This is a genomic window from Cupriavidus pauculus, from assembly GCF_002858765.1.
Lineage (GTDB): Bacteria > Pseudomonadota > Gammaproteobacteria > Burkholderiales > Burkholderiaceae > Cupriavidus > Cupriavidus pauculus_B.
In genome coordinates, this window is sequence record NZ_PJRP01000006.1 from 236877 (window position 1) to 257450 (window position 20574).

The window sequence follows — 20574 nt, forward strand, 5'->3', positions numbered from 1 at the left end:
ATGGCGACCAAAGCGAAACCGACCGCGAAGACTGCAACCAAGCCTGCTGCCAAGAAGGCTGCAGCAACCAAGGCACCCGTGAAGGCTGCCGCAAAGAAGGCCGCCGCTCCGGCCAAGAAGGCTGCTCCCGCTGCTGCGCCGGCCGTGAAGCCGCTGAAGGACACCTTCAACAAGTCGAGCCTGGTCGCTCACCTGGTAGCGCAAACCCAGCTCGAAGCCAAGGCCGTGAAGTCGGTGCTGGCCCACCTCGAAAACACCATCGTTAGCGCGCTGAACAAGAAGGGCGCTGGCGAATTCACGCTGCCGGGCCTGCTGAAGGTGACCGCCCAGCAAGTGCCGGCCAAGAAGAAGCGTTTCGGCAAGGACCCGTTCACGGGTGAAGAGCGTTGGTTCCCGGCCAAGCCGGCCAGCGTCAAGGTCAAGGTCCGTCCGCTGAAGAAGCTGAAGGACGCTGCGGCCTGATAGCCGAACGACTTTGGTAGTCTGGTAGTCGCCAGCCCGATGCCTGCCCCGTGCAGGCGCCGGACGGCTTAAGACCCCGTGCCTCGCAAGAGCACGGGGTTTTTTGGTTTCTGGGCGCCACGCTGGCGCCCGGGCGTCAATACGCCTTGAAGTTCGCCGCCACGCGCTGGCGCAGGAAATCGCCCGCTGTGATCGCCGGATACTGTTTCGACGGCCCCTCGATCATGGCATTGCGGTTGGCCTGGCAGAAGAACGCCAGGCTGTAGCGCGGGCCCATGTACTCGCCCGGCAGCGGATTGCGTACGCGGTGGAAGTTCGACGGCAGTTGGTCATCGCTCCAGCGCATCAGCATGTCGCCGATGTTGCAGGTGATGACGTCCCCGTCCGGCGGAATCGGCGTCCATGCCTGCGCGGCCATCTCCTTGCCAGGGCATACCTGCAGTCCGCCCTGGCCCTGGCGCTGGAACAGCAGCGTCAGGCAGTCGAAATCGGTGTGCGCGCCAGCGCGCCAGAGATCGAGCTTGTCTTGCGCCGCCGGCGGGATCGCATAGTAGTGGAGCAAACGCAGCGTGCTCTGGTAGTCGGGGGCCGCGGGGTCGTGCGCACGCCTGAAGAAATCCGCGTCGAAACCGAGCTTGTCGGCAAAGCAGGACAGTACCTTCATGCCGACATCCCAGCATTGCCGCTCGAACGCAAGCATCGTGGCCTGGAAGCCGGGCAGTTCGGCCTCGGAAGGCCAGAGCGTTGCCATGTGCGGGCGCGTGATCTGGTACGACTCCTTCTGGTCTGGCGTGCCCGTCGACGGGCGCACCTGGGCGCGGGTTTCCCAGCCGGCGTTGTTGGCCTTCTGCAGCGGATACTGGCCCTTTACCGCGTCGGGCAGCGCGAAGAACTGTTCGGTCATGGCAAACGCTTCGCGCACGGCTGTCAGGTCGATACCGTGGTTTTCCAGCTGGAAGAAGCCAATTTCGACGCCAGCCTGCCAAAGCTGGTCGGCAATCTCGGATTTGCGTTGGTCAAAATCCGACAGGTCGATGCGGCGGATTTCGCGCGCATCGGTCTCGGTGCCGTGGGCGCCCATGCGCGACTCGCGCACCAGTTCGTGCAGGGGGAGGGTGGTTTCGGTCATGTCGTTCCGGGTTCAGGAAAGGTTGAACGGGTCCGGCCGACCGGGAACGCGGGAAACCTGGGGAAACAGGAAGTCTCTGGCTCTCGAGTTCCGCGGCGGCGCGGACATCAAGAGCAATTTCCTGCCGCCTTCCTGCGCCGATGTGGTCGTCAGGAAACTGGCGGTTGAACGCTTCTACTCTTCGACACCCACCGTCGCAGGTTTTGGGCCAGCGAAAACTGGCCGAAATACGGGTAGTTTTCACCATGCAGGCGCACGGCGAGGCTGTTGTGGTGCGTGGATGGGCTGGCGATGGTGCATCGCCCGCCCGGGCGATGCCTCCGGCGCTATCGCTGCGTCCAGCGCGGATCGCGCTTCTGCAGGAACGCGTCGATGCCTTCGCCGGCATCCTCTTCCATCATGTTGCGCGCCATCACGTCGCCAGCGTACGTGTAGGCGTCGGCCAGCTGCATAGCCTGCTGCCTGTAGAACATGGCCTTGCCATAGCGGATGGCCGTCGGGCTTTTCGACCGGATCTGTGCCACCTTGCGCCCGATGGCGGTATCGAGTTCATCGGCAGCCACGGCGTCGTTGATCAGCCCCCAATCGGCCGCAGTCTGGGCGTCGATGAATCGGCCGGTCACCAGCAGGTCGAAGGCCCGTTTCGTTGCCACGTTGCGCGACAGCGCCACCGAGGGGGTGGAGCAGAACAGCCCGACGTTGATGCCGGACACGGCGAATTGCGCCTGGGTGGACGCGATCGCCAGGTCGCAACTGGCTACCAGCTGGCAGCCGGCGGCAGTGGCGATGCCATGGACGCGCGCAATGACCGGCACCGGCAGCGCCTGGATGGCCTGCATCACGACGCTGCACTGGGCGAACAGGGTTTGGTAGTAGGAAAGCGCTGGCTTGCCGCGCATTTCGCGCAGATCGTGGCCAGCGCAGAAGGCCTTGCCTTCGGCGGCCAGGATCACGCAACGCACGCTGTCGTCGCTGGCGATGCCCTGGAGGGCGCCGTGCAGCGAAGCCAGCATGGCTTCGGAGAGCGCGTTGAACTGGAGCGGCCGGTTCAGCCGCAGCGTCACCACGCCATCGCTGCTGTCATGCAACACCAGCGGCTCGGTTGCCTTGTCGTCTGACTGCGCTGCCATGTCGGGCCTCCGCCATCGGTCAATGGCGCAATGATCGCGCGTTTCGGCGGAAAAGGGCGTGGAATCGGGGTGAATACAGGGTGAATACGGATACGCCGGGATGCCAGGATGGCGACGCGGACAATTAGCGGATTACCTCGGCCCCCCATTTCAATATACCTGTGGCGCAGTCCTGATCCCCACTTCGGCCCCGACATGCAGTTCAAGACCGTCTGTTCAATGCGCTATCCACGCACCGAGCAGTCCGGGTCGTAACCCGGGGTCCATGGCCATGCTCCAGGCGTGGATGCCGGCAGGCCTTTAGCGCTCGGGAAGTGCCCGGCTGAAATCCATTCGAGAAATCACCCGACGCGCACAATCGCATGCCGTGCCAGCAGTACCTGCTGCAGCCTGTCGTCCACCGATTCGTCGTGTTCCAGTCGCAGCACCGGACACGTCCGCTGCCCAAGCCATTGCCGGTGGCCTGCCAGGCTTCGGCCTTCGGCGGTGCCGGCGTCGTACTGTGCCGCCCAGTTCAGGAATTCGGGGTCGACCTTGCCGAACCGCTGTTCTTCGCGCGCCTTGAGGCGGGTCAGCCGGAGGTCGGTGGGCAGGTAGAGGAATACCACCAGATCGAAGGCGTGCTCCAGGTCGTGGCCCCAGCCCATCAGGGCGCCGGCCACGACGGTGTCGCCGCTGGCGTGCAAGGCGCTCGACAACGCTTGCGCCCGCTCGCCGGCATCGCATTTCTGCTGATAGGGCGGTTCGGTGGGGCGCCAGAAGAAGTCGTCGGTTTCCAGTACCCGGGCGTGGGTTGCGCCCGCCACGGCGCGGGCCAGCGTCGACGTGCCGGAGCCTGCGGCGCCGGTGATCAGGATATGCATCGCGGACGGTTCATGTGCCAGTGGATCGCCGCAGTCTACCGCTGGCCCCGTCGAGGGCACCAAAAAAAAGAGCCGACGTGTGTCGGCTCTTAACGCTTCAACTCAATACGGTACGGCTTACTGCGAACCCAGCTTCTTGATCAGGGCGTCCAGCTTGGCCACTTCTTCCTCGGTCAGGTCGGTCAGCGGCGCGCGCACCGGGCCTGCGTCGTGGCCAACCAGCTTGGCGCCGGCTTTGACGATCGACACGGCGTAGCCATGCTTGCGGTTGCGGATGTCCAGGTACGGCAGGAAGAAATCGTCGATCAGGCGGCCGATGGTGGCGTGGTCGTCGGCGGCCACGGCACGGTAGAAGTCCATCGCGGTCTTCGGGATGAAGTTGAACACGGCCGACGAGTACACGGGCACGCCCAGCGCCTTGTAGGCAGCGGCGTAGACTTCGGCGGTGGGCAGGCCACCCAGGTAGGCCAGGCGGTCGCCGAGCTTGCGGCGCACGCGCACCATGGCCTCGATGTCACCCACGCCGTCCTTGAAACCGATCAGGTTCGGGCACTTGTCCACGACCTTGGCCAGCAGGTCGGCGCCGATACGCGAATTGGCGCGGTTGTAGACGATCACGCCGCACTTGGTGGCCTTGCAAACCTCTTCGATGTGGTTGGCAATGCCGTCTTCGCTGGCTTCGGTCAGGTAGTGCGGCATCAGCAGGATGCCGTGCGCGCCCAGGCGCTCGGCTTCCTTGGCGTACTCGATGGCCACGCGGGTCGGGCCGCCGGCGCCGGCCAGGATGGGTACCTTGCCACGGCAGGTTTCCACCGCGGTGCGGATCACATTCGAGTAGTCCTGTTGCGTCAGCGAGAAGAACTCACCGGTGCCGCCCGCGGCGAACAGGGCCGAGGCACCGTACGGCGCCAGCCATTCCAGGCGCTCGATATAGGTGTCGGCGCGGAAGTTGCCCTGTGCGTCGAAATCGGTAACGGGGAACGAGAGCAGGCCGTCGGAGATAATCTGCTTCAGTTCTTGCGGTGTAGTCATGTCGCTCTTCCTGATCGCCACATGGCGAATGGTGGTTTAGGTGTGGATCAAGGCCGGTTGGTACCTCGGTCCATCGTTGTGGATGTTTCGAGATAAGTCATCGTACAACTAACAACTTGACCATGCAAGCGGTATGGCTGAAACCAAGGGAAAACCCCGGTGGCCGGGGGTGTCGAAGGCGCCGCCGGTGCGGTTTTGCGGCCGAACGGGACAGGGTGGCAAACGGGACACAATCCCCCGCAAAGCCGCAAGCCAATTGAAAGGCAGCGCTATCGGCCGATGCACTGCAACACAGCGAATTGCACCGTTTCAGGGTAAACGCGCACTGTAGTGGGAGGAACCCCGTCTCTATAATCGTGGTCGTACGACGACATATCACAAGCCGGTCCAGACGCATTCCCGCATCCAGGTCCACCGGCTGTGAGGAGACCCAGATGAACGCAACACCCACTTCCAGCGCGGCCGCCGCAACTGGCGCCCGCCGCACCAACGTCCGCTACTGGATCCTTGCCCTGATCTTTATCGTGACCACGATCAACTACGCCGATCGTGCCACGCTGTCCATCACCGGCCCCGCCATGCGCGAGGAGTTCGGCTTCTCGGCCGTGCAGATGGGCTACATCTTCTCGGCCTTCAGCTGGGCCTATGTGATGGCGCAGATCCCGGGCGGCTGGCTGCTCGACCGTTTCGGCGCACGCCGCATCTATGCCTTCAGCATTTTCCTGTGGTCGTTCTTCACGCTGCTGCAAGGCTGGATTGGCGTTTTCGCTACGATCGGCCAGGCCATCAGCGTGCTGTTCGCGCTGCGCTTTGCCGTGGGCCTGGCGGAATCGCCGGCGTTCCCGGCCAACGCCAAGGTAGTGGCCAGCTGGTTCCCGACCGCCGAGCGCGGCACGGCATCGGCCATCTTCAACGCGGCGCAGTACTTTGCCGCCGTGGTGTTCACGCCGCTGATGGCGTGGATCGTCCATACCTGGGGCTGGCACCACGTGTACCTGTGGATGGGCATCATGGGCATGCTGCTGGCGCTGGTCTGGCTCAAGGTCATGCGCAGCCCGGCCACGCACACCGGCGTCAACCAGGCGGAACTGGACCATATCACGCAGGGCGGCGGCCTGATCCATATGGGCGAAGGCGACGAAGCGAAGCAGGGCGGCAAGTCGGCCAATCCGGCCGGCTGGTTCTACGCCAAGCAGCTGCTGACCAACCGCATGCTGGCCGGCGTCTACCTGGGCCAGTACTGCATCAACGTGCTGACGTACTTCTTCCTGACGTGGTTCCCGGTGTACCTGGTGCAGGCGCGCGGCATGTCGATCCTGAAGGCCGGTTTCGTGGCCTCGCTGCCGGCCATCTGCGGTTTTCTGGGCGGCGTGCTGGGCGGCGTGATCTCCGACACGCTGCTGCGCCGCGGCCATTCGCTGACGCTGGCCCGCAAGGTGCCGATCGTGGCCGGCATGCTGCTGTCGGTGTCGATGATCGCGTGCAACTACGTCGATGCCGAATGGCTGGTCGTGGGCATCATGGCGCTGGCGTTCTTCGGCAAGGGCATTGGCGCGCTGGGCTGGGCCGTGGTGGCCGATACGGCGCCCAAGGAAGTGATCGGACTGGCTGGCAGCATTTTCAACACGTTTGGCAATATCGCGGGCATCGTGACGCCGATCGTGATCGGCTATATCCTGAGCGCCACGGGCTCGTTCAACGGCGCGCTGGTCTTCGTGGGCGTCAACGCCCTGGTGACCGTGCTGAGCTACCTGGTGATCGTCAAGGACATTCGCCGCGTCGAACTGAAGCACCCCCAATAAAGAAGGAATCCCCACCATGTCGGACCTGTCGGTACAGAACGCCCAGGCCGCGGAGCAACGTCCGCCGCTGTACATCCGCATCCACGCCAATGACAACGTGGCCATCGTCGCCAATGACGGCGGCCTGCCCGCCGGCACGGTGTTCCCGTGCGGCCTGACCCTGGTGGAACGCGTGCCGCAGGGCCACAAGGTGGCATTGGCCGACCTGGAGAAGGGCGACGCGGTAACCCGCTACAACGTGACCATCGGCTACGCGCTGCAAGACCTGCCGCGCGGCAGCTGGGTCAACGAGCGTGTGATCGAGATGCCCGTGGCGCCGGGCCTGACCGACCTGCCGATCGGCACGCGCCTGCCCGAGCCGATGCCGCCGCTGGAAGGCTACACGTTTGAAGGCTTCCGCAACCCGGACGGCTCGGTGGGCACCCGCAACATCCTGGCCATTACCCAGACCGTGCAGTGCGTGGCCGGCGTGGTGGATCACGCGGTCAAGCGCATCAAGGCCGACCTGCTGCCGAAGTATCCGAACGTCGACGACGTGATCGGGCTGGAACACACCTACGGCTGCGGCGTGGCCATCGATGCGCCCGACGCCGTGGTGCCGATCCGCACGCTGCGCAATATCGCGCTGAATCCGAATTTTGGCGGTACCGCCATGATGGTGAGCCTGGGCTGCGAGAAGCTGCAGCCCGAGCGCCTGATGCCGCCGGGCACGATCCCGATCCAGACCGGTGCCGGCGAAGTGCAGGTGGGCGTGGTCTGCCTGCAGGACGACAAGCACGTGGGCTTCGGCTCGATGATCGATTCGATCGTGCAGATGGCCATTCCGCATCTGGAGGCGCTCAACGCCCGCAAGCGCGTGACGGTGCCTGTTTCCGAGCTGGTGGTGGGTGTGCAGTGCGGCGGCAGCGATGCGTTCTCGGGCGTCACGGCCAACCCGGCCGTCGGCTTCGCCACGGATCTGCTGGTGCGCGCCGGCGCGACGGTGATGTTCTCGGAAGTGACCGAAGTGCGCGACGGCATCGACCAGCTGACCTCGCGCGCCGCCACGCCCGAAGTGGCCGAGGCGATGATCCGCGAGATGGACTGGTACGACAAATACCTGGACCGTGGCCGCGTGGACCGCAGCGCCAACACCACGCCGGGCAACAAGAAGGGCGGCCTGTCGAACATCGTCGAAAAGGCCATGGGGTCGATCGTGAAGTCGGGCAGCGCGCCGATTTCCGGGGTGGTGTCGCCCGGCGACAAGGTCCGCACCAAGGGCCTGATCTACGCCGCCACGCCCGCCAGCGACTTCATCTGCGGCACGCTGCAGCTGGCCGCCGGCATGAACCTGCACGTGTTCACCACGGGCCGGGGCACGCCTTACGGCCTGGCCGAGGTGCCTGTCATCAAGGTGGCCACGCGCAGCGACCTGGCGCGCCGCTGGCACGACCTGATGGACGTCAACGCCGGCCGCATCGCCACGGGCGAAGCCACCATCGAGGATGTGGGCTGGGAGCTGTTCCGCCTGATGATCGACGTGGCCAGCGGCCGCAAGAAGACCTGGGCCGAGCACCATGGCCTGCACAACTCGCTGGCGCTGTTCAACCCGGCGCCGGTGACCTGAGTGGAATGAGGTGCGGAAGGCGGCGCTTTTTATGGCATCCGATTACGGGTGCCCGCCTTCCAGGCCGGAGCGGCCCGCCGCTCCGCTACTGCATGCACTTTTCCTGATAGACCTTCTGCAGTTGCCGCCGGGTGCGGTCGCGTTCGACCGTCGAAATCTCGTTGCCCTGGCTGTTTTCCACCGGCGCGTTCGACGGCCGGTAGCTGCGGCGCGGCGTTTCGCCGATCTGCAGCGCCAGCTGGTCGCACTGTTCTTCAAGCGTGGGCGGATGCGCCGGGGTGGGCTGGAAGCGGATCGAGCCCTGGCGGACCGCATCGGAAATGGCGTCGTTGATGGCGGCGTCGCCCGGCGACGACTGCGGCGTCTGCGCATGCCCGTGGAACAGGGGCGTCAGACCGGCGAACAAGACTGCGAGCAATGCGAGTTGGCTTACTTGACGGCGCAGCAGCATGGATATCTCCGTGGCGTACTGGCACGCCCACCGCTGAGCGGCGGGTGGCGGGTCGCAACCACCCTGGAGGGTGGGTGATCCGATGGTAGCGCCGATTTCGCGCAGACGTCCATCGCCCCAAGGTCTTACGCGCCACTGGCGCGCGTCGTCGCTCAGGCGGGCGCGCGTAGCGCCAGGTTCAGCTGGTCGACGGCCTCGGCCCAGTCGGCATCCTCGGCGATCTCGTCGCGCAGCAGCGTGGCCTGCGCTGGCGTCCAGAAGGGCGCATCCCAGAGATCGACATCTTCCCGCAGGGGCGAATGCTTGCCGATAAAGGCACGGATGCTGGCCTCGTCCGATGGCAGGCCAAGCTGTGCGAAGAGGTCGGAAAACGGGTGGAAGGGGGTGTCCATGGCGATGTCTCCCGGTGGGCGGCGGCCGGCGTGGCTTGCCGGAGGTTTCAGCTTAGGTCAGGATCGGCGCGCCTGGCATCGCGCCGTCCGGATTTCAGTCGGCCATTCAGCCAGCCGTTCAGCCTGCAACAATCTGCTTCGAGAACGTTGCCCGTTCCATTTCCACGACATTGACCGTGACCTGCACGGTCTGCCCCGGCGCGCCCGGGCGCACCATTTCCGAAATCGCGTTGACCACCAGTTCGCTCAACTGCTTGCGCACGGCCTGGTCGCGGCCGTCCAGGATCTGCAGCGTGGCATGCACGAAGGCGCGATCGGCCGGTTCCGTGCCCTGGCGGAACGTCGACAGCGTGACGCAGCGCGACTTGATGTCGGGCTCCTGGAACTGGCCGCTCGACAGCAACGCCGCATTCGCTTCGTCCAGCAATTCCTCGAAGGAGCAGGTCAGGCGCGTGTTCTCGGTGATTTCAACAATCAGATGGGGCATGGAAACGGTTCCGTGGGACGAGGGCAGGGAATCCGCATCGTACGGCAATCCCGGCTGTCATGTCGACGCGTCACACGCTAAGCTTGCCGACATGGACCAATTCTCGCTGGAACTCTTCTGGCGCCTGCTGGGCGGACTCGCCGCGGGCGCCATCATCGGTCTGGACCGCAACCTCCACGGCAAGGCGGCCGGCATGCGCACGCTGGGGCTGGTGGCGCTGGGGGCGGCCACGGCCGTTTGCGTGGTGACCCTCAACGGGCACCCGGCCGACGCCATGTCGCGCGTGCTGCAGGGCCTGCTGACCGGGGTGGGTTTCCTGGGGGTGGGCGTGATTGCCCGGCACGGCGTGCATGACCGGCCGCAAGGGCTGACCACGGCGGCGGGCATCTGGCTGGCGGCCATCCTGGGCGCGGCGTCGGGCGCCGGCTATTACGCGATCGTGGTGATGGCGCTGACGCTGGGCATGCTGTTGCTGAGGCTGGGCGGCAGGCTGGAAAACAGCCTGCATGCGCGCTTCGATGGCAGGCTGACCAGGAAGCTGCCGCCGGAACACGACGACGACCGGGACGACATGCCGCCGCGCTGAGCGCGAGGCGGCAAACCTGTCATGTCCCGCTTCAGGCAGCCACGCCCAGCGCCGCCTCGATGCCGCGGATGTGTTTCTGCAGCAGCGGCCGGACCTTTTCCAGCAGATGGGCGGGCGGCACCAGGGCGTTGGGGCCACTGCAGCTCAGCGTCATCGGCGGCAGCGACGAGCCCGGGCGGAATGCCTGTGCAATCGAGTTGATGTCCGGCAGCCATTCTCCGAACGAGGTCGTGCAGCCCAGCCGGCGCTGTTCGTCGCGGCAGTTCGAGAGGATGCCTTCGGCCTGCGCGGCGCTGACCTTGTCGTCGGCGCGAAACGCGGTCAGCGCCTGGCGCTGCTCGGTGGGCGACAGGGCCAGCAGATAGGCGCGGCCCGCCGCCGTGGTCAGGCCGGAAACCCGGCTGCCCACCGGCACGCGCAGCGTCAGGTAGCTCTCCGACTGGCAGTTTTCGTAGATCAGCATGCGGCCGCGATCGCGCACGATCAGCGATGCCACGCCCTGTGACAGTTCGGCCAGTTCCTGCATGAAGGGCTTGGCCACCGACAGCACGTCGGCGCCTTGCTGCCCGGCCGGCGCCAGCGCCAGCGCGGAACTGCCCAGGCGGTAACGCACGGGGTCGGTCAGCGCCTGCAGGTAGCCGAGTTCGGTCAGCGTGTGGGTCAGCCGCGAGATCGTCGACTTGGGCAGGCCGCAGCGCTGGGCCAGTTCGGCGTTGCCGAGTTCGGCGTCGAACGCGCGGAAGCAGGCCAGTACGTCGAGCCCGCGCGCCAGCGCCGTCACGAAGTGGCGGTCTTCCTTGCGGTTGTCCTTCCTTGCCGGGGTCGCGTCGGCCAGCAGGTCGACAGTGTCGGCGGTGGCGACCGTGTCGTCGCGGTCGTGGATGTCGTCGGCGTCCGGCCGTTCGGTCAGGGTGTCTTCCATGAGGCTGCTCACACGTTGCCGGCCGCCAGCTGCTCGCGCAGGCGGGCCTTGAGGATCTTGCCCGACGGTGCGGCAGGCAACTGCTGCACCGTGCGGATTTCGGCGGGAATCTTGTAGGGCGACAGCTGGTCTCGCAGGAAGGCGCGCAGCGCGGCCTCGTCCAGCGTCATGCCGCTGCGCACCTCGACAAACGCAATCACTTCCTCGTTGCCCTCGACAGCGCGGCCGACCACGGCCGACTGCAGCACGGCCGGGAAGGCATTGAGCGATTGCTCCACTTCCTCCGGGTACACGTTGAAACCCGAATGGATGATGATTTCCTTCGAGCGGCCGACGATCGACACAGCGCCATCGGCATCGATGCGCGCGAGGTCGCCGGTATGCAGCCAGCCGTCGCTGTCGATGGTCTGCGCGGTCAGGTCGGGGCGGCGGTAGTAGCCCTTCATCACGTTGGGCCCGCGCACCAGCAGTTCGCCACTGCCGTCGGGCAGCGGATTGCCCAGGCGGATTTCCACGTCGGGCACGGCCGGGCCCACGGAGCAGTCGCTGCGCGGGTGCTCCACGCGGGTCTGGCAGACCGTGGGCGACGTCTCGGTCATGCCGTAGCCATTGTTCAGCACGATGCCGAACGCGTCTTCAAAGGTGGCCTTCAGCGATGCCGTCAGCGGCGCGCCGCCCGACTGCGCGATGCGCAGCGACGGCGTGCGCAGCGGCTGGTTGTTCGCGCGGCCCCATTCGATGATCTTGGCGTACATCGCCGGGACGCCATGCAGCACCGTCAGTTGATCGTCGATCAGCGTGCGCACCAGCTTGTCGGGGCGGAAACGCGGTTCGTAGAACACCGTCGCGCCGTTCGAGACCGGGCCCACCAGCAGCACCGACAGGCCGTACACGTGCGAGATCGGCAGCACGCCGTAGATGCGGTCGCCAGCCTTCACGCGCGACTGCATGCGGTTGGAATGGCCGATGAACATCAGGTTGGCGTGCGTCAGCATCACGGCCTTCGACGCGCCGGTGGTGCCCGTGGTGTAGATCATCGCCGCCACCTGCTGGCGCGGGTCGGCCTCCACGGGTTCGGGTTCGACGCCGTCGTCGATGGCGCTGGCCAGCAGCCTGCCTACGTGCGTCCACTCGACCCATTGCGCGCCACGCGCCAGGCCATGCTCGCGCGCTTCGGGGAAGTCGTTGTCGAGATAGAGCGTCACGCGTGCGCCGGCGTGCTCGACGATGTTGGCGATCTCGCGCTGCGACAGCCGTGCGTTGACGGGCACCGACCAGGCGTCGATCGCGCTCAGTGCCAGCAGCAGCACCGCGCAGCCCACGCTGTTTTCGGTCACGAGCACCACGCGGTCGCCCCCACGCACGCCCAGGGCGGACAGCGTGGCGGCTGTTTCACGAACGGCCACGTCGAGTTCGGCGTATCGCAAGGCCCGGTGCGCATCCATGATCGCAATGCGGTCGGGCACGCTGGCCACCCACGGCGCCATGGTCTGGTGCAGACGGGCGAACGCGGGTGCAAACGGCAGCGGTGAATCGGAAGCGGTTGCGCCGGATGGCGCCGAGATGGCGGTCGACCCCGAATGGGCGGCCGGTGCAGCGGTACTGCGCATGATGTCTCCGGGTAAGGCTCCGGCGTTGACCTGTTGGCTCGCCGGTATTCGATGTGGGCCATCGTCCCATCGATATCCGGAGAGTGTCAACCGCACGGTGGAACGCTAGTTCTGCGTGGCAGAACTGATAGAGAAATCTCTGTGCGAATATCGGCGCGTCGGCATGGCACTGGCCGAGCCGGTTTTGTCTTGTTTGCGACATGTCTGCCAATGTCTTGGGCCAGAAACATGGCTTGTCGTACGTCTTTGAAGACAATGCAGATGAGAACGCTTATCATGTGCGTTACATTTTTTCGGGCATCGTACAAACATGAAGCAGGGCGTTCCGATCAGCTATCGCATGGCGATTGCCTCGCGGGCGGTGGCCGCCATTCTGGGCGGCTATGCCGTTGCCGCGCTGGCCACGGGATGCCTGGCGCTGGTGCTGGCGAACTGGGCTGGCATGGCGCGCGCCGAGGCGGTGGTCACGTCCACGCTGCTGTCGTTCCTGTGGTTCGCGCTGGCGGTGATCTGGGTGTTTGCCACCGACACGGCCTGGCGCGCGTGGATCGGGCTGGCGGTGCCCGCTGCCGTGCTGGCCGTGGGCTGGCTTGCCCTGCGGAGCGCGTGATGGCCGAACTCAAGAAAGGCCAGGGCCTGCGCCAGTCGATGGCGTGGCTGCATACGTGGTCGGGCCTGCTGGTGTGCTGGGTGCTGTTCCTGGTGTTCTGCGGTGGCACCGCCAGCTATTTCAAGGACGAGATCACGATCTGGATGAAGCCGGAACTGCATGCGTCGCTGAGCCACAAGGTGCCGGCCGCCGACGCCGCGGAACGGGCCTTTGCCTACCTGCAGCGCGAGGCACCCGGCGCAGAGCGCTGGTTCATGACGCTGCCCGACGATCGTAATCCCACGATCTCGATGTTCTGGCTGCGCCCGGCCAAGCCCGAGGACGCCGGCAAGTCCAATCGCGCGCGGCTGGAATCCCGCACGCTCGACGCGGTGTCCGGCGAGCCGATTCCGGGCGCGCGCCAGACGCGCGGCGGCGAGTTCCTGTACCGGCTTCACTTCGACCTGCACTACATGCCCGCGATCTGGGCGCGCTGGATCATCGGCTTCTGCTCGATGTTCATGCTGGTGGCGATCGTCAGCGGCGTGATTACGCACCGGCGCATCTTCGCGGACTTCTTCACGTTCCGCGCCCGCAAGGGACAGCGTTCCTGGCTGGACGCCCATAACGCCGTGGCCGTGCTGGCGCTGCCGTTCCATCTGATGATTACGTACACCGGCTTGGTGACGCTGCTGTTCATGTACATGCCCTGGGGCATCCAGGCCGTGTACAAGGGGAACGAGCAGGCATTCAACGCCGAGCTGGCGGCCCGCGCGCCGCGCGTGAAGCCGACCACGGAAACCGCGCCGCTGGCGCCGATCGGGCCGATGATCGCGCAGGCGTCGGCGCACTGGGATGGCGCCGCGCCGCGCCGCCTCACCGTTGAAGCGCCCAACAAGGCTAACGCCACGGTCGCCGTGGCGCGCGAGGAAGGCCGCCAGTTCGGCACGGCCACGCCCACCGTGGTCTTCGCGGGTGCCACCGGCGAGCTGAAGGCAACCCTGGGCGACGAGGTGGCACCGGCCAGCACCACGCGCTGGACGATGCTGGGCCTGCACGTGGCGCACTTCGCGCCGCCGCTGCTGCGCGCGCTGTTCTTCGTATCCGGTCTTGCGGGCTGCCTGATGGTGGCCACCGGGGCCTTGCTGTGGGCGGTCAAGACGCGGCAGAGCCATGCCAAACGCATTGCCGCCACGGGACGCACGCCGTTCGGCCTGCGGCTGGTCGAGGCGCTCAATCTGGGCGTGATCGCCGGCCTGCCGATCGCATTCGGCGCCTACTTCTGGGCCAACCGCTTGCTGCCAGTCGATCTGGCGCAACGCCAGGCCACCGAGATCCAGGCATTCTTCGGCGCCTGGGCACTGGCTGCGCTGCTGGCGCAATGGCGCCCGACGCGAGCGATGTGGCGCGTGCAGCTGTGGGCGGCCGCGGCGCTGTTCGCCGGCCTGCCCGTGCTGAACGCGCTGACCACCTCCACCCACCTTGGTGTGACGCTGTTCCATGGTCCCGTGGCTGTGGCGGGCTTCGACCTGACCGTGCTGGTGCTCGGCATCGGCCTGGGCGCCGCGGCCAGGATGCTCGGCAAGCGTGGTGCCGCGCCCCGCAAGGCGGCTGCCCCGCGCGCGGTGACCGGCGTGGGCGAGATGTCGGGCGAGGTGTCGCAATGAGTGTGGCAATGATGCCGGTCGGACCGGCCTGCGTGGCGGGGCTGGGTTTCGCGATTGGCGGATTCATGTGGCTGGCGCAGGCCATGGATCGCCATCACGCCGACATGTTCGGACGCGGCAGCGTACCGGTGCCGGCCGAGATCGCGCGCCTGCGCTGGCAGGGCACGATTGCCCTGGCGCTGGCCCTGGTCGCCTGCGTACTGGCCGAAGGCTGGGCTTTCGGCTTCGTCTACTGGGCAGGGCTGCTCACCCTTGGCGCGATGGCCGTGGTCGGCGCGTTTTCCTGGGCGCCGCACGCCACGCCGCGACTGGCGCGGGCGTCCATCGCACTGGGCATGGCGGCCACCATGGTTTCGCCCTGGCTCAGGCTCGCATAGGCGCCTACGAACCACCAAGAACTACCACGAACACCAACGAGCATCGCCGGCAGAGCGATGCCGCCATTCACGGACACGGGTCAAGCCAGTCCACCGCATCGGGACCGCGGTGCAAGTGCAATCGTTTTACTTTTGGGAGTGTCATCTTGTCTTTTGTCGTACCTCGCGCTGCTGCGCGTCCCACGCGTGCTTCTCGTTCAACTCGTTCATCCCGTACCGTCCGACTCAGCTTCCTGGCCGCCTCGCTGGCTGCCGCAGGCGTGCTGCCGTCTCTGGCTTTTGCGCAGGAGACCGCGCCGCCCGCCACGCAGCAGTCGCTGCCGGCGGTGACGGTCAAGGGCGAAGCCTCGCCAGACCAGTTGCCCGCGCCGTATGCAGGTGGCCAGGTGGCGCGCGGCGGCCGCATCGGCATACTGGGCAACCAGGATTTCATGGACGTGCCGTTCAGCGTCACGTCGTACACGGCCGAACAGATCCAGAACCAGCAGGCACATACGGTGGGCCAGGTGCTGGCCGACGATCCGGCCGTCCGCGTCAGTTCGGGCTTCGGCAACTTTTCCGAAACCTTCGTGGTACGCGGCTTCACGCTGAGCTCGGATGACCTCGGCTACAACGGTCTTTACGGCATTGCCCCGCGTCAGCTGGCGTCGACCGAAGGGCTGGAGCGCGTGGAAGTGTTCCGCGGCGCCAATGCCTTCCTGACTGGCGTATCGGCCTCAGGTACCGCCGTGGGTGGCGCGATCAACCTGGTGCCGAAGTACGCCACGGCCGCGCCGATCACGCAGGGCACGCTCGACTACACCAGCGATGGCCAGGCCGGCGGCCACATCGACGTGGGCCGCCGCTTCGGCGACAAGAAGGAATTCGGCGTGCGCGTGAATGCCATGGCGCGCGGCGGTGACACGGCCATCGACAACGAAAGCCGCCAGCAACGCCTGTTCACGCTGGGCCTGGACTACCAGGGCGACAACCTGCGCGTGAATGCCGATTTCGGCTACCAGAAGCAGCGCATCTACCAGGGACGCAGCACGGTCAGCCTGACTGGCACGGCGCTGCCGGCGGTGCCGTCGGCCACCACGAACTTCGCGCAGCCGTGGACCAATTCGTCGCTCGAAGATATCTACGGCACGATCCGGGCCGAGTACGACATCACGAAGGACTGGACGGCCTATGCGGCTTTCGGCGGTCACCATACCAACGAATTTGGCAGCTATAGCGGGGCCAACGTCGGCAACGACGGCACCGGCTATGCCACGCGCCTGACCGTGCCGTTCGAGCAGGACACGTTCTCCGGCGAAGTGGGCGTGCGAGGCCGGTTCGTGACCGGGCCGGTCAAGCATACGGTCAACCTGAGCTGGTCGGGCCTGGAGCAGAAGAGGGCGACGGCGTTCGAGTTCTCGGGCCGGTTCGATACCAATCTGTACAACGCCCCGGTCGTGGCCTATCCGTCGGCACCGGCCACGGGCAACATGGCCGATCCGTACGTGACGCAGCGGACCAACCTCAACGGCGTGTCGGTGTCCGACACCCTCGGCTTCCTGAACGATCGCGTGCTGCTGACCGCCGGCGTGCGCCAGCAGGTGATCAACGTGCGCGGCTACGCCACGGCAACAGGCGCCCAGACGTCGAACTATAGCGATTCCGCCACGTCGCCGATGTTCGGCCTGGTCGTCAAGCCGCTGCAGAACGTGTCGGTCTACTACAACTACATCCAGGGTCTTGCGCAAGGTCCGACGGCGGGCAATACCAACGTCAACCGCGGCGAGATCTTCGCGCCGGTCAAGTCGAAGCAGCACGAGGCGGGCGTGAAGTACGACGCCGGTTCGTTCGGCACGACGCTGGCGTTCTTCCAGATCGAGCAGCCGCAGGGCACCACCATGCAGGGCAACGTGTTCGGGATGCAGGACCTGCGCAATCGCGGCGTGGAGTTCAGCGTGTTTGGCGAACCCGTTCGCGGCGTGCGCCTGCTGGGCGGCGTGTCGTATATCGACTCGCAGTACCAGAACACCGGCAACGCGCAGACCGAGGGCAAGAAGGGTATTGGCATCCCGAACTACACGATGACGCTGAGCGGCGAGTACGACCTGCCGTTCCTGGCTGGCGCCACCATGTCGGGCCGCTTCATCCAGACCGGCCGTCAGTACGCGAACAATACGAACACCATCGCGCTGCCGTCGTGGAACCGCTTCGACCTGGGTGCGCGTTACACCTTCAAGGCCTCGCAGATGCGCTATACGCTGCGCGCCGCCGTGGAGAACGTGGCAAACAAGGATTACTGGGCTGGCGTGTCCACTTCGGCCAGCACGCTGTATATCGGCAATCCGCGTACGTTCAAGGTATCGATGACGGTCGACTACTAAGGCGTGTGCCCGGCCGCCTCCGCGCGCAACCAGTCGCGCGGAGACTGGCCGACCCTGGCCAGGAAGACCCGCGACAGCGCCGACGGATTGGCATAGCCCAGTTCATCGGCCAGCAGCTTGAGTTGCGCGCCGTCGCGCAGCCGGCTCTGGGCCAGGCTGATGCGCCAGTCTGTCAGGTAGTCGGCCGGCGTCTGGCCGACGATGTCGCGGAACGCCGCCGCGAAGGCGCTGCGTGACATGCTCGCGCAGGCCGCCATCTTTTCCAGATTCCAGTTGTCTCCGGGGGCTTCGTGCATGGCCACCAGCACCCGCGCCAGGCGCGGGTCGGACAGGCCCGTGATGAGTCCGGGCTGGATCCCGATCTGTTGGGGATGATCGAGCATCCAACGCAAGAGCTGGATCACCACCACTTCAAACAGCCGATCCGCCAGCAGGCGCTGGCCGCAACGCACCCGCTCGGTTTCCGCGAACAGCAGCGCGAGGGCCGGGGACAGCCCCGGCACGTCGGCCAGCGGCAGGACGATCAACGGCGGCAGGGCGCGCGCCAGCGGGTTGCGGTCGCCCCCTGCAAACTCCAGCGTGGCACAGGAAAACTGCGACCCTTCGGCTGGCGGATTGTGGAAGGTGTGGACCGCAGGGCGCGGATAGAACAGCAGCGATGGTTGGCGGATCTCCAGCCGTCTGGGCAGACCCCGGGTATGGTGCGTCACCGTCATGCTGCCTTCGCGCATCACATGCAGGAAACCGCGATTGGGCTGATCAAAACGGGAAACGCCGCACAGCGGGCCGGTATGGAACAGGTGCGCCTGAATCCGGAACCGCTCAAGCAGGGCGGACAGGCGATCGACGGAAAGCGGCGCGGAGGTGGTGGTCACGGGCAGGATCGGTGTGGCTGGGTGGTTGTGACGTGAGGGCGGCTGCTGGGATGAATTGATACGTTTCGGGGACGGACGGTATCCTATCGTACGCCGGGCGCGGCCATAGTGGAACCCAAGGACGGCAACGTCCTGATTTCGATCACTTTCCAGATCCCTTTCCAGATCACTTCGACAGGAGATTCCATCATGACCGCACGTATTTCCGTACCCGAACCCCAGACCGCGCCGGCCGGCAGCCAGGCCGCCCTGGCCCAGATCCAGTCCGCTTTTGGCGGTGTGCCCCAGATGTTCCGCGCCGTGTCGAATTCGCCGGCCGCGTTGCAGTCGATGTGGGCCGCGTTTGGCGCGCTCGGCGGTGGCGTGATCCCGGCAAAGCTGGGCGAGCAGATCGCCGTGGCGGTGGCCGATCGCAACCGCTGCGAATACTGCCTGGCCGCGCATACGGCGCTGGGCCGCAAGGCTGGTGCTTCGGCCGAGCAGATGGCGGCTGCACAGTCGGGCCAATCGGACGATCCCAAGACGGCGGCCGCGCTGGCCTTCGCGCTGAAACTCGTGGAAGCACGCGGCCAGGTGTCCGATGCGGATGTGGCTGGCCTGCGCGAAGTGGGCTTCAACGAGGGCGAAATCGTCGAGATCGTCGCCCATGTGGCGCTGAACCTGTTCACCAACTACATCAACGTGGCATTTGCCGTGCCCGTGGATTTCCCGGCGGTAGCCCTCACGGCCCGCTGATCGCCCGCTGATGCCGCGCGTCGACCGCGCATGAAAAAGGCCGCCATGACTGAACTGCACCCCAAAAGTTGGACACCAACTTTTGGGGTGTTTTCATGTATAGGTACACCGAGCAGTTCAGACTGTCGGTCATCAAGGAGTATCTGACCGGGCACGCAGGGGCCGGCGCGCTCGCCAAGCGCTATGGGATTGACGAGGGGACGGTGCGGCGGTGGGTTGCAGCCTATCGGCTGCATGGCCAAGCCAGTCTCAAGCGCAGGTACAAGACCTACAGCGCAGAGTTCAAGCTCTCCGTGCTTGAGCGGATGCGCCGCCAAGGCTTGTCGCATCGGGAAGTGGCGGCGCTGTTCGACATCCGCGGTAGCGGCGCCATTGGCGTGTGGGAACGCCAGTATGATGCTGGGGGTTTAGAAGCTCTGACGCCTCGCCCCAGGGGACGACGGCCCAGCAAGATGCCACAACGGACTCCCAAGACAAAGCCATCGCGGTCATCAGGCGACCTGACGCGCACGCGCGAAGAACTCCTTGAAGAGTTGGACTACCTGCGCATGGAGAACGCGTACCTAAAAAAGCTCGACGCCTTGGTTCAAGCGAGCAAGACATCTGCGCAACCCAAAAAGCGCAAATAGTGCTTGAGCTGAGGCAGCAGTACCCGTTGGCCGGCTTGCTGAGGGTGGCAGGACTGGCGCGCAGCACGTTCTACTACCAGCAGGCCGTGCTGCAGGCCCACGACAAATATACGGAGCTGAAAGCGCGCATTCGCGAACTCTTTGCCCGGCACATGGGCCGTTATGGCTACCGCCGCATCACGGCGGTAATCCGGCAAACCGGCACGATCGTCAACCACAAGACGGTTCAGCGCCTCATGAGAGAGATGGGACTGAAGTCGTTGGTCCGGCCGAAGAAATACCGCTCCTACAAGGGCACGGTAGGCCGTGTCGCACCCAATGTTCTGCAACGGCAATTCCAGGCCAGGCGTCCGAATCGGAAGTGGGTAACCGACGTGACCGAATTCAACGTGGCCGGCGAGAAGCTGTACCTCTCCCCGGTGCTGGACCTGTACAACGGCGAGATCATCGCCTACGAGACTGCCCGTAGGCCCACCTTCGAGATGGTGAGCAATATGCTGAAGAAGGCGTTCCGCCGCCTCAGCCCGAAGGACCGACCGCTGCTGCATTCCGATCAGGGTTGGCAGTACCAGATGCCGGCCTATCAGCGGATGCTCAAACAGCGCAGAATCCGTCCCAGCATGTCCCGCAAGGGCAATTGCCTCGACAACGCCACCATGGAAAGCTTCTTCGGCACCCTGAAGTCCGAGTTCTTCTACCTGAACAAGTTCGCCAGCGTCGAGGAGCTACAGCAAGGCCTGCGCCAATACATTCACTATTACAATCACGACCGCATCAAGCTCAAACTTAAAGGGCTGAGTCCCGTGAAGTACAGGACTCAGCCCTCTCTAGCCTAGCAAATCAACTGTCCAACTTTCTGGGGTCAGTTCA

At 65.6% G+C, this 20574-nt stretch carries 20 protein-coding genes; 10 read left to right on the plus strand and 10 right to left on the minus strand.

Annotation, left to right across the window (positions count from 1 at the left end; all coding sequences use genetic code 11):
* Window positions 1-462, plus strand: a complete 462-nt coding sequence (locus tag CYJ10_RS15370; protein ID WP_101682341.1) for an HU family DNA-binding protein — start codon at window positions 1-3, stop codon at window positions 460-462.
* 136 nt (window positions 463-598) lie between these two features.
* Here CYJ10_RS15370 and CYJ10_RS15375 read toward each other — a convergent pair whose 3' ends face one another.
* The 4 genes from CYJ10_RS15375 to kdgD all read right to left on the minus strand — a co-directional run bounded on the left by CYJ10_RS15375 (window position 599) and on the right by kdgD (window position 4616).
* On the minus strand, window positions 599-1591 hold the full coding sequence (locus CYJ10_RS15375; protein WP_101682342.1) for an isopenicillin N synthase family dioxygenase: 993 nt from the start codon (window positions 1589-1591) through the stop codon (window positions 599-601).
* 326 nt (window positions 1592-1917) lie between these two features.
* Complete coding sequence (locus CYJ10_RS15380) at window positions 1918-2721, minus strand: enoyl-CoA hydratase (RefSeq protein ID WP_101682343.1); 804 nt, start codon at window positions 2719-2721, stop codon at window positions 1918-1920.
* 341 nt (window positions 2722-3062) lie between these two features.
* The gene (locus tag CYJ10_RS15385) at window positions 3063-3584 is read right to left on the minus strand and encodes an AAA family ATPase (protein ID WP_101682344.1); all 522 of its coding nucleotides are present in this window, start codon (window positions 3582-3584) and stop codon (window positions 3063-3065) included.
* A gap of 117 nt (window positions 3585-3701) precedes the next feature.
* Entirely contained in the window at window positions 3702-4616 is a 915-nt protein-coding gene (kdgD, locus tag CYJ10_RS15390; RefSeq protein ID WP_101682345.1) for a 5-dehydro-4-deoxyglucarate dehydratase, read from the minus strand.
* Window positions 4617-5050: 434 nt separating this feature from the next.
* Here kdgD and CYJ10_RS15395 point away from each other — a divergent pair, with 434 nt between their 5' ends.
* Both CYJ10_RS15395 and garD read left to right on the plus strand, forming a co-directional pair.
* Window positions 5051-6418, plus strand: a complete 1368-nt coding sequence (locus tag CYJ10_RS15395) for an MFS transporter (RefSeq protein WP_101682346.1) — start codon at window positions 5051-5053, stop codon at window positions 6416-6418.
* 16 nt (window positions 6419-6434) lie between these two features.
* On the plus strand, window positions 6435-8024 hold the full coding sequence (garD, locus tag CYJ10_RS15400) for a galactarate dehydratase (protein WP_101682347.1): 1590 nt from the start codon (window positions 6435-6437) through the stop codon (window positions 8022-8024).
* A gap of 85 nt (window positions 8025-8109) precedes the next feature.
* On the opposite strand, the gene CYJ10_RS15405 is transcribed toward garD, so the two are convergent.
* From CYJ10_RS15405 to CYJ10_RS15415, 3 genes are all read right to left on the minus strand, one after another.
* On the minus strand, window positions 8110-8475 hold the full coding sequence (locus CYJ10_RS15405; protein ID WP_101682348.1) for a hypothetical protein: 366 nt from the start codon (window positions 8473-8475) through the stop codon (window positions 8110-8112).
* A gap of 152 nt (window positions 8476-8627) precedes the next feature.
* Window positions 8628-8867, minus strand: coding sequence for a DUF2789 domain-containing protein (locus tag CYJ10_RS15410; RefSeq protein ID WP_101682349.1), 240 nt, complete (start codon window positions 8865-8867; stop codon window positions 8628-8630).
* 118 nt (window positions 8868-8985) lie between these two features.
* A complete protein-coding gene (locus tag CYJ10_RS15415; protein WP_101682350.1) occupies window positions 8986-9354 on the minus strand; it encodes a 5-carboxymethyl-2-hydroxymuconate Delta-isomerase in 369 nt (122 codons plus the stop codon).
* Here CYJ10_RS15415 and CYJ10_RS15420 point away from each other — a divergent pair.
* Window positions 9353-9940: an MgtC/SapB family protein gene (locus CYJ10_RS15420; protein WP_257993347.1), complete on the plus strand. Its 588-nt coding sequence runs from the start codon at window positions 9353-9355 to the stop codon at window positions 9938-9940. The two genes, CYJ10_RS15415 and CYJ10_RS15420, sit on opposite strands and share 2 nt — an antisense overlap.
* A 31-nt stretch (window positions 9941-9971) precedes the next feature.
* Here CYJ10_RS15420 and CYJ10_RS15425 read toward each other — a convergent pair whose 3' ends face one another.
* Both CYJ10_RS15425 and CYJ10_RS15430 read right to left on the minus strand, forming a co-directional pair.
* Window positions 9972-10862, minus strand: coding sequence for an IclR family transcriptional regulator (locus tag CYJ10_RS15425; protein WP_101682351.1), 891 nt, complete (start codon window positions 10860-10862; stop codon window positions 9972-9974).
* An 8-nt stretch (window positions 10863-10870) separates the two neighbouring features.
* On the minus strand, window positions 10871-12349 hold the full coding sequence (locus tag CYJ10_RS15430; RefSeq protein ID WP_101682462.1) for a class I adenylate-forming enzyme family protein: 1479 nt from the start codon (window positions 12347-12349) through the stop codon (window positions 10871-10873).
* 433 nt (window positions 12350-12782) lie between these two features.
* Between CYJ10_RS15430 and CYJ10_RS15435 the strand changes: the two genes are divergently transcribed.
* The 4 genes from CYJ10_RS15435 to CYJ10_RS15450 all read left to right on the plus strand — a co-directional run bounded on the left by CYJ10_RS15435 (window position 12783) and on the right by CYJ10_RS15450 (window position 17465).
* Entirely contained in the window at window positions 12783-13082 is a 300-nt protein-coding gene (locus CYJ10_RS15435; protein WP_101682352.1) for a DUF3649 domain-containing protein, read from the plus strand.
* Window positions 13082-14728 (plus strand): PepSY-associated TM helix domain-containing protein, encoded by a 1647-nt coding sequence (locus tag CYJ10_RS15440; RefSeq protein ID WP_101682353.1) that lies wholly within the window; start codon window positions 13082-13084, stop codon window positions 14726-14728. Before CYJ10_RS15435 ends, CYJ10_RS15440 begins: the two co-directional genes overlap by 1 nt.
* Entirely contained in the window at window positions 14725-15105 is a 381-nt protein-coding gene (locus tag CYJ10_RS15445) for a DUF3325 domain-containing protein (RefSeq protein WP_257993349.1), read from the plus strand. The genes CYJ10_RS15440 and CYJ10_RS15445 overlap by 4 nt, the downstream gene beginning before the upstream one ends.
* 260 nt (window positions 15106-15365) lie before the next feature.
* On the plus strand, window positions 15366-17465 hold the full coding sequence (locus CYJ10_RS15450) for a TonB-dependent receptor (protein ID WP_257993350.1): 2100 nt from the start codon (window positions 15366-15368) through the stop codon (window positions 17463-17465).
* Here CYJ10_RS15450 and CYJ10_RS15455 read toward each other — a convergent pair.
* Window positions 17462-18340 (minus strand): AraC family transcriptional regulator, encoded by an 879-nt coding sequence (locus CYJ10_RS15455; RefSeq protein ID WP_101682355.1) that lies wholly within the window; start codon window positions 18338-18340, stop codon window positions 17462-17464. The genes CYJ10_RS15450 and CYJ10_RS15455 overlap by 4 nt on opposite strands.
* A 189-nt stretch (window positions 18341-18529) precedes the next feature.
* On the opposite strand from CYJ10_RS15455, the gene CYJ10_RS15460 reads away from it, so the two are divergent.
* Entirely contained in the window at window positions 18530-19075 is a 546-nt protein-coding gene (locus tag CYJ10_RS15460; RefSeq protein WP_101682356.1) for a carboxymuconolactone decarboxylase family protein, read from the plus strand.
* 95 nt (window positions 19076-19170) lie between these two features.
* A protein-coding gene (locus CYJ10_RS15465) for an IS3 family transposase (protein ID WP_374703210.1) occupies window positions 19171-20540 on the plus strand; the annotation gives its coding sequence in 2 pieces (ribosomal slippage) (window positions 19171-19639 and window positions 19639-20540; 1371 coding nt in all).
* Window positions 20541-20574: the final 34 nt, after the last annotated feature.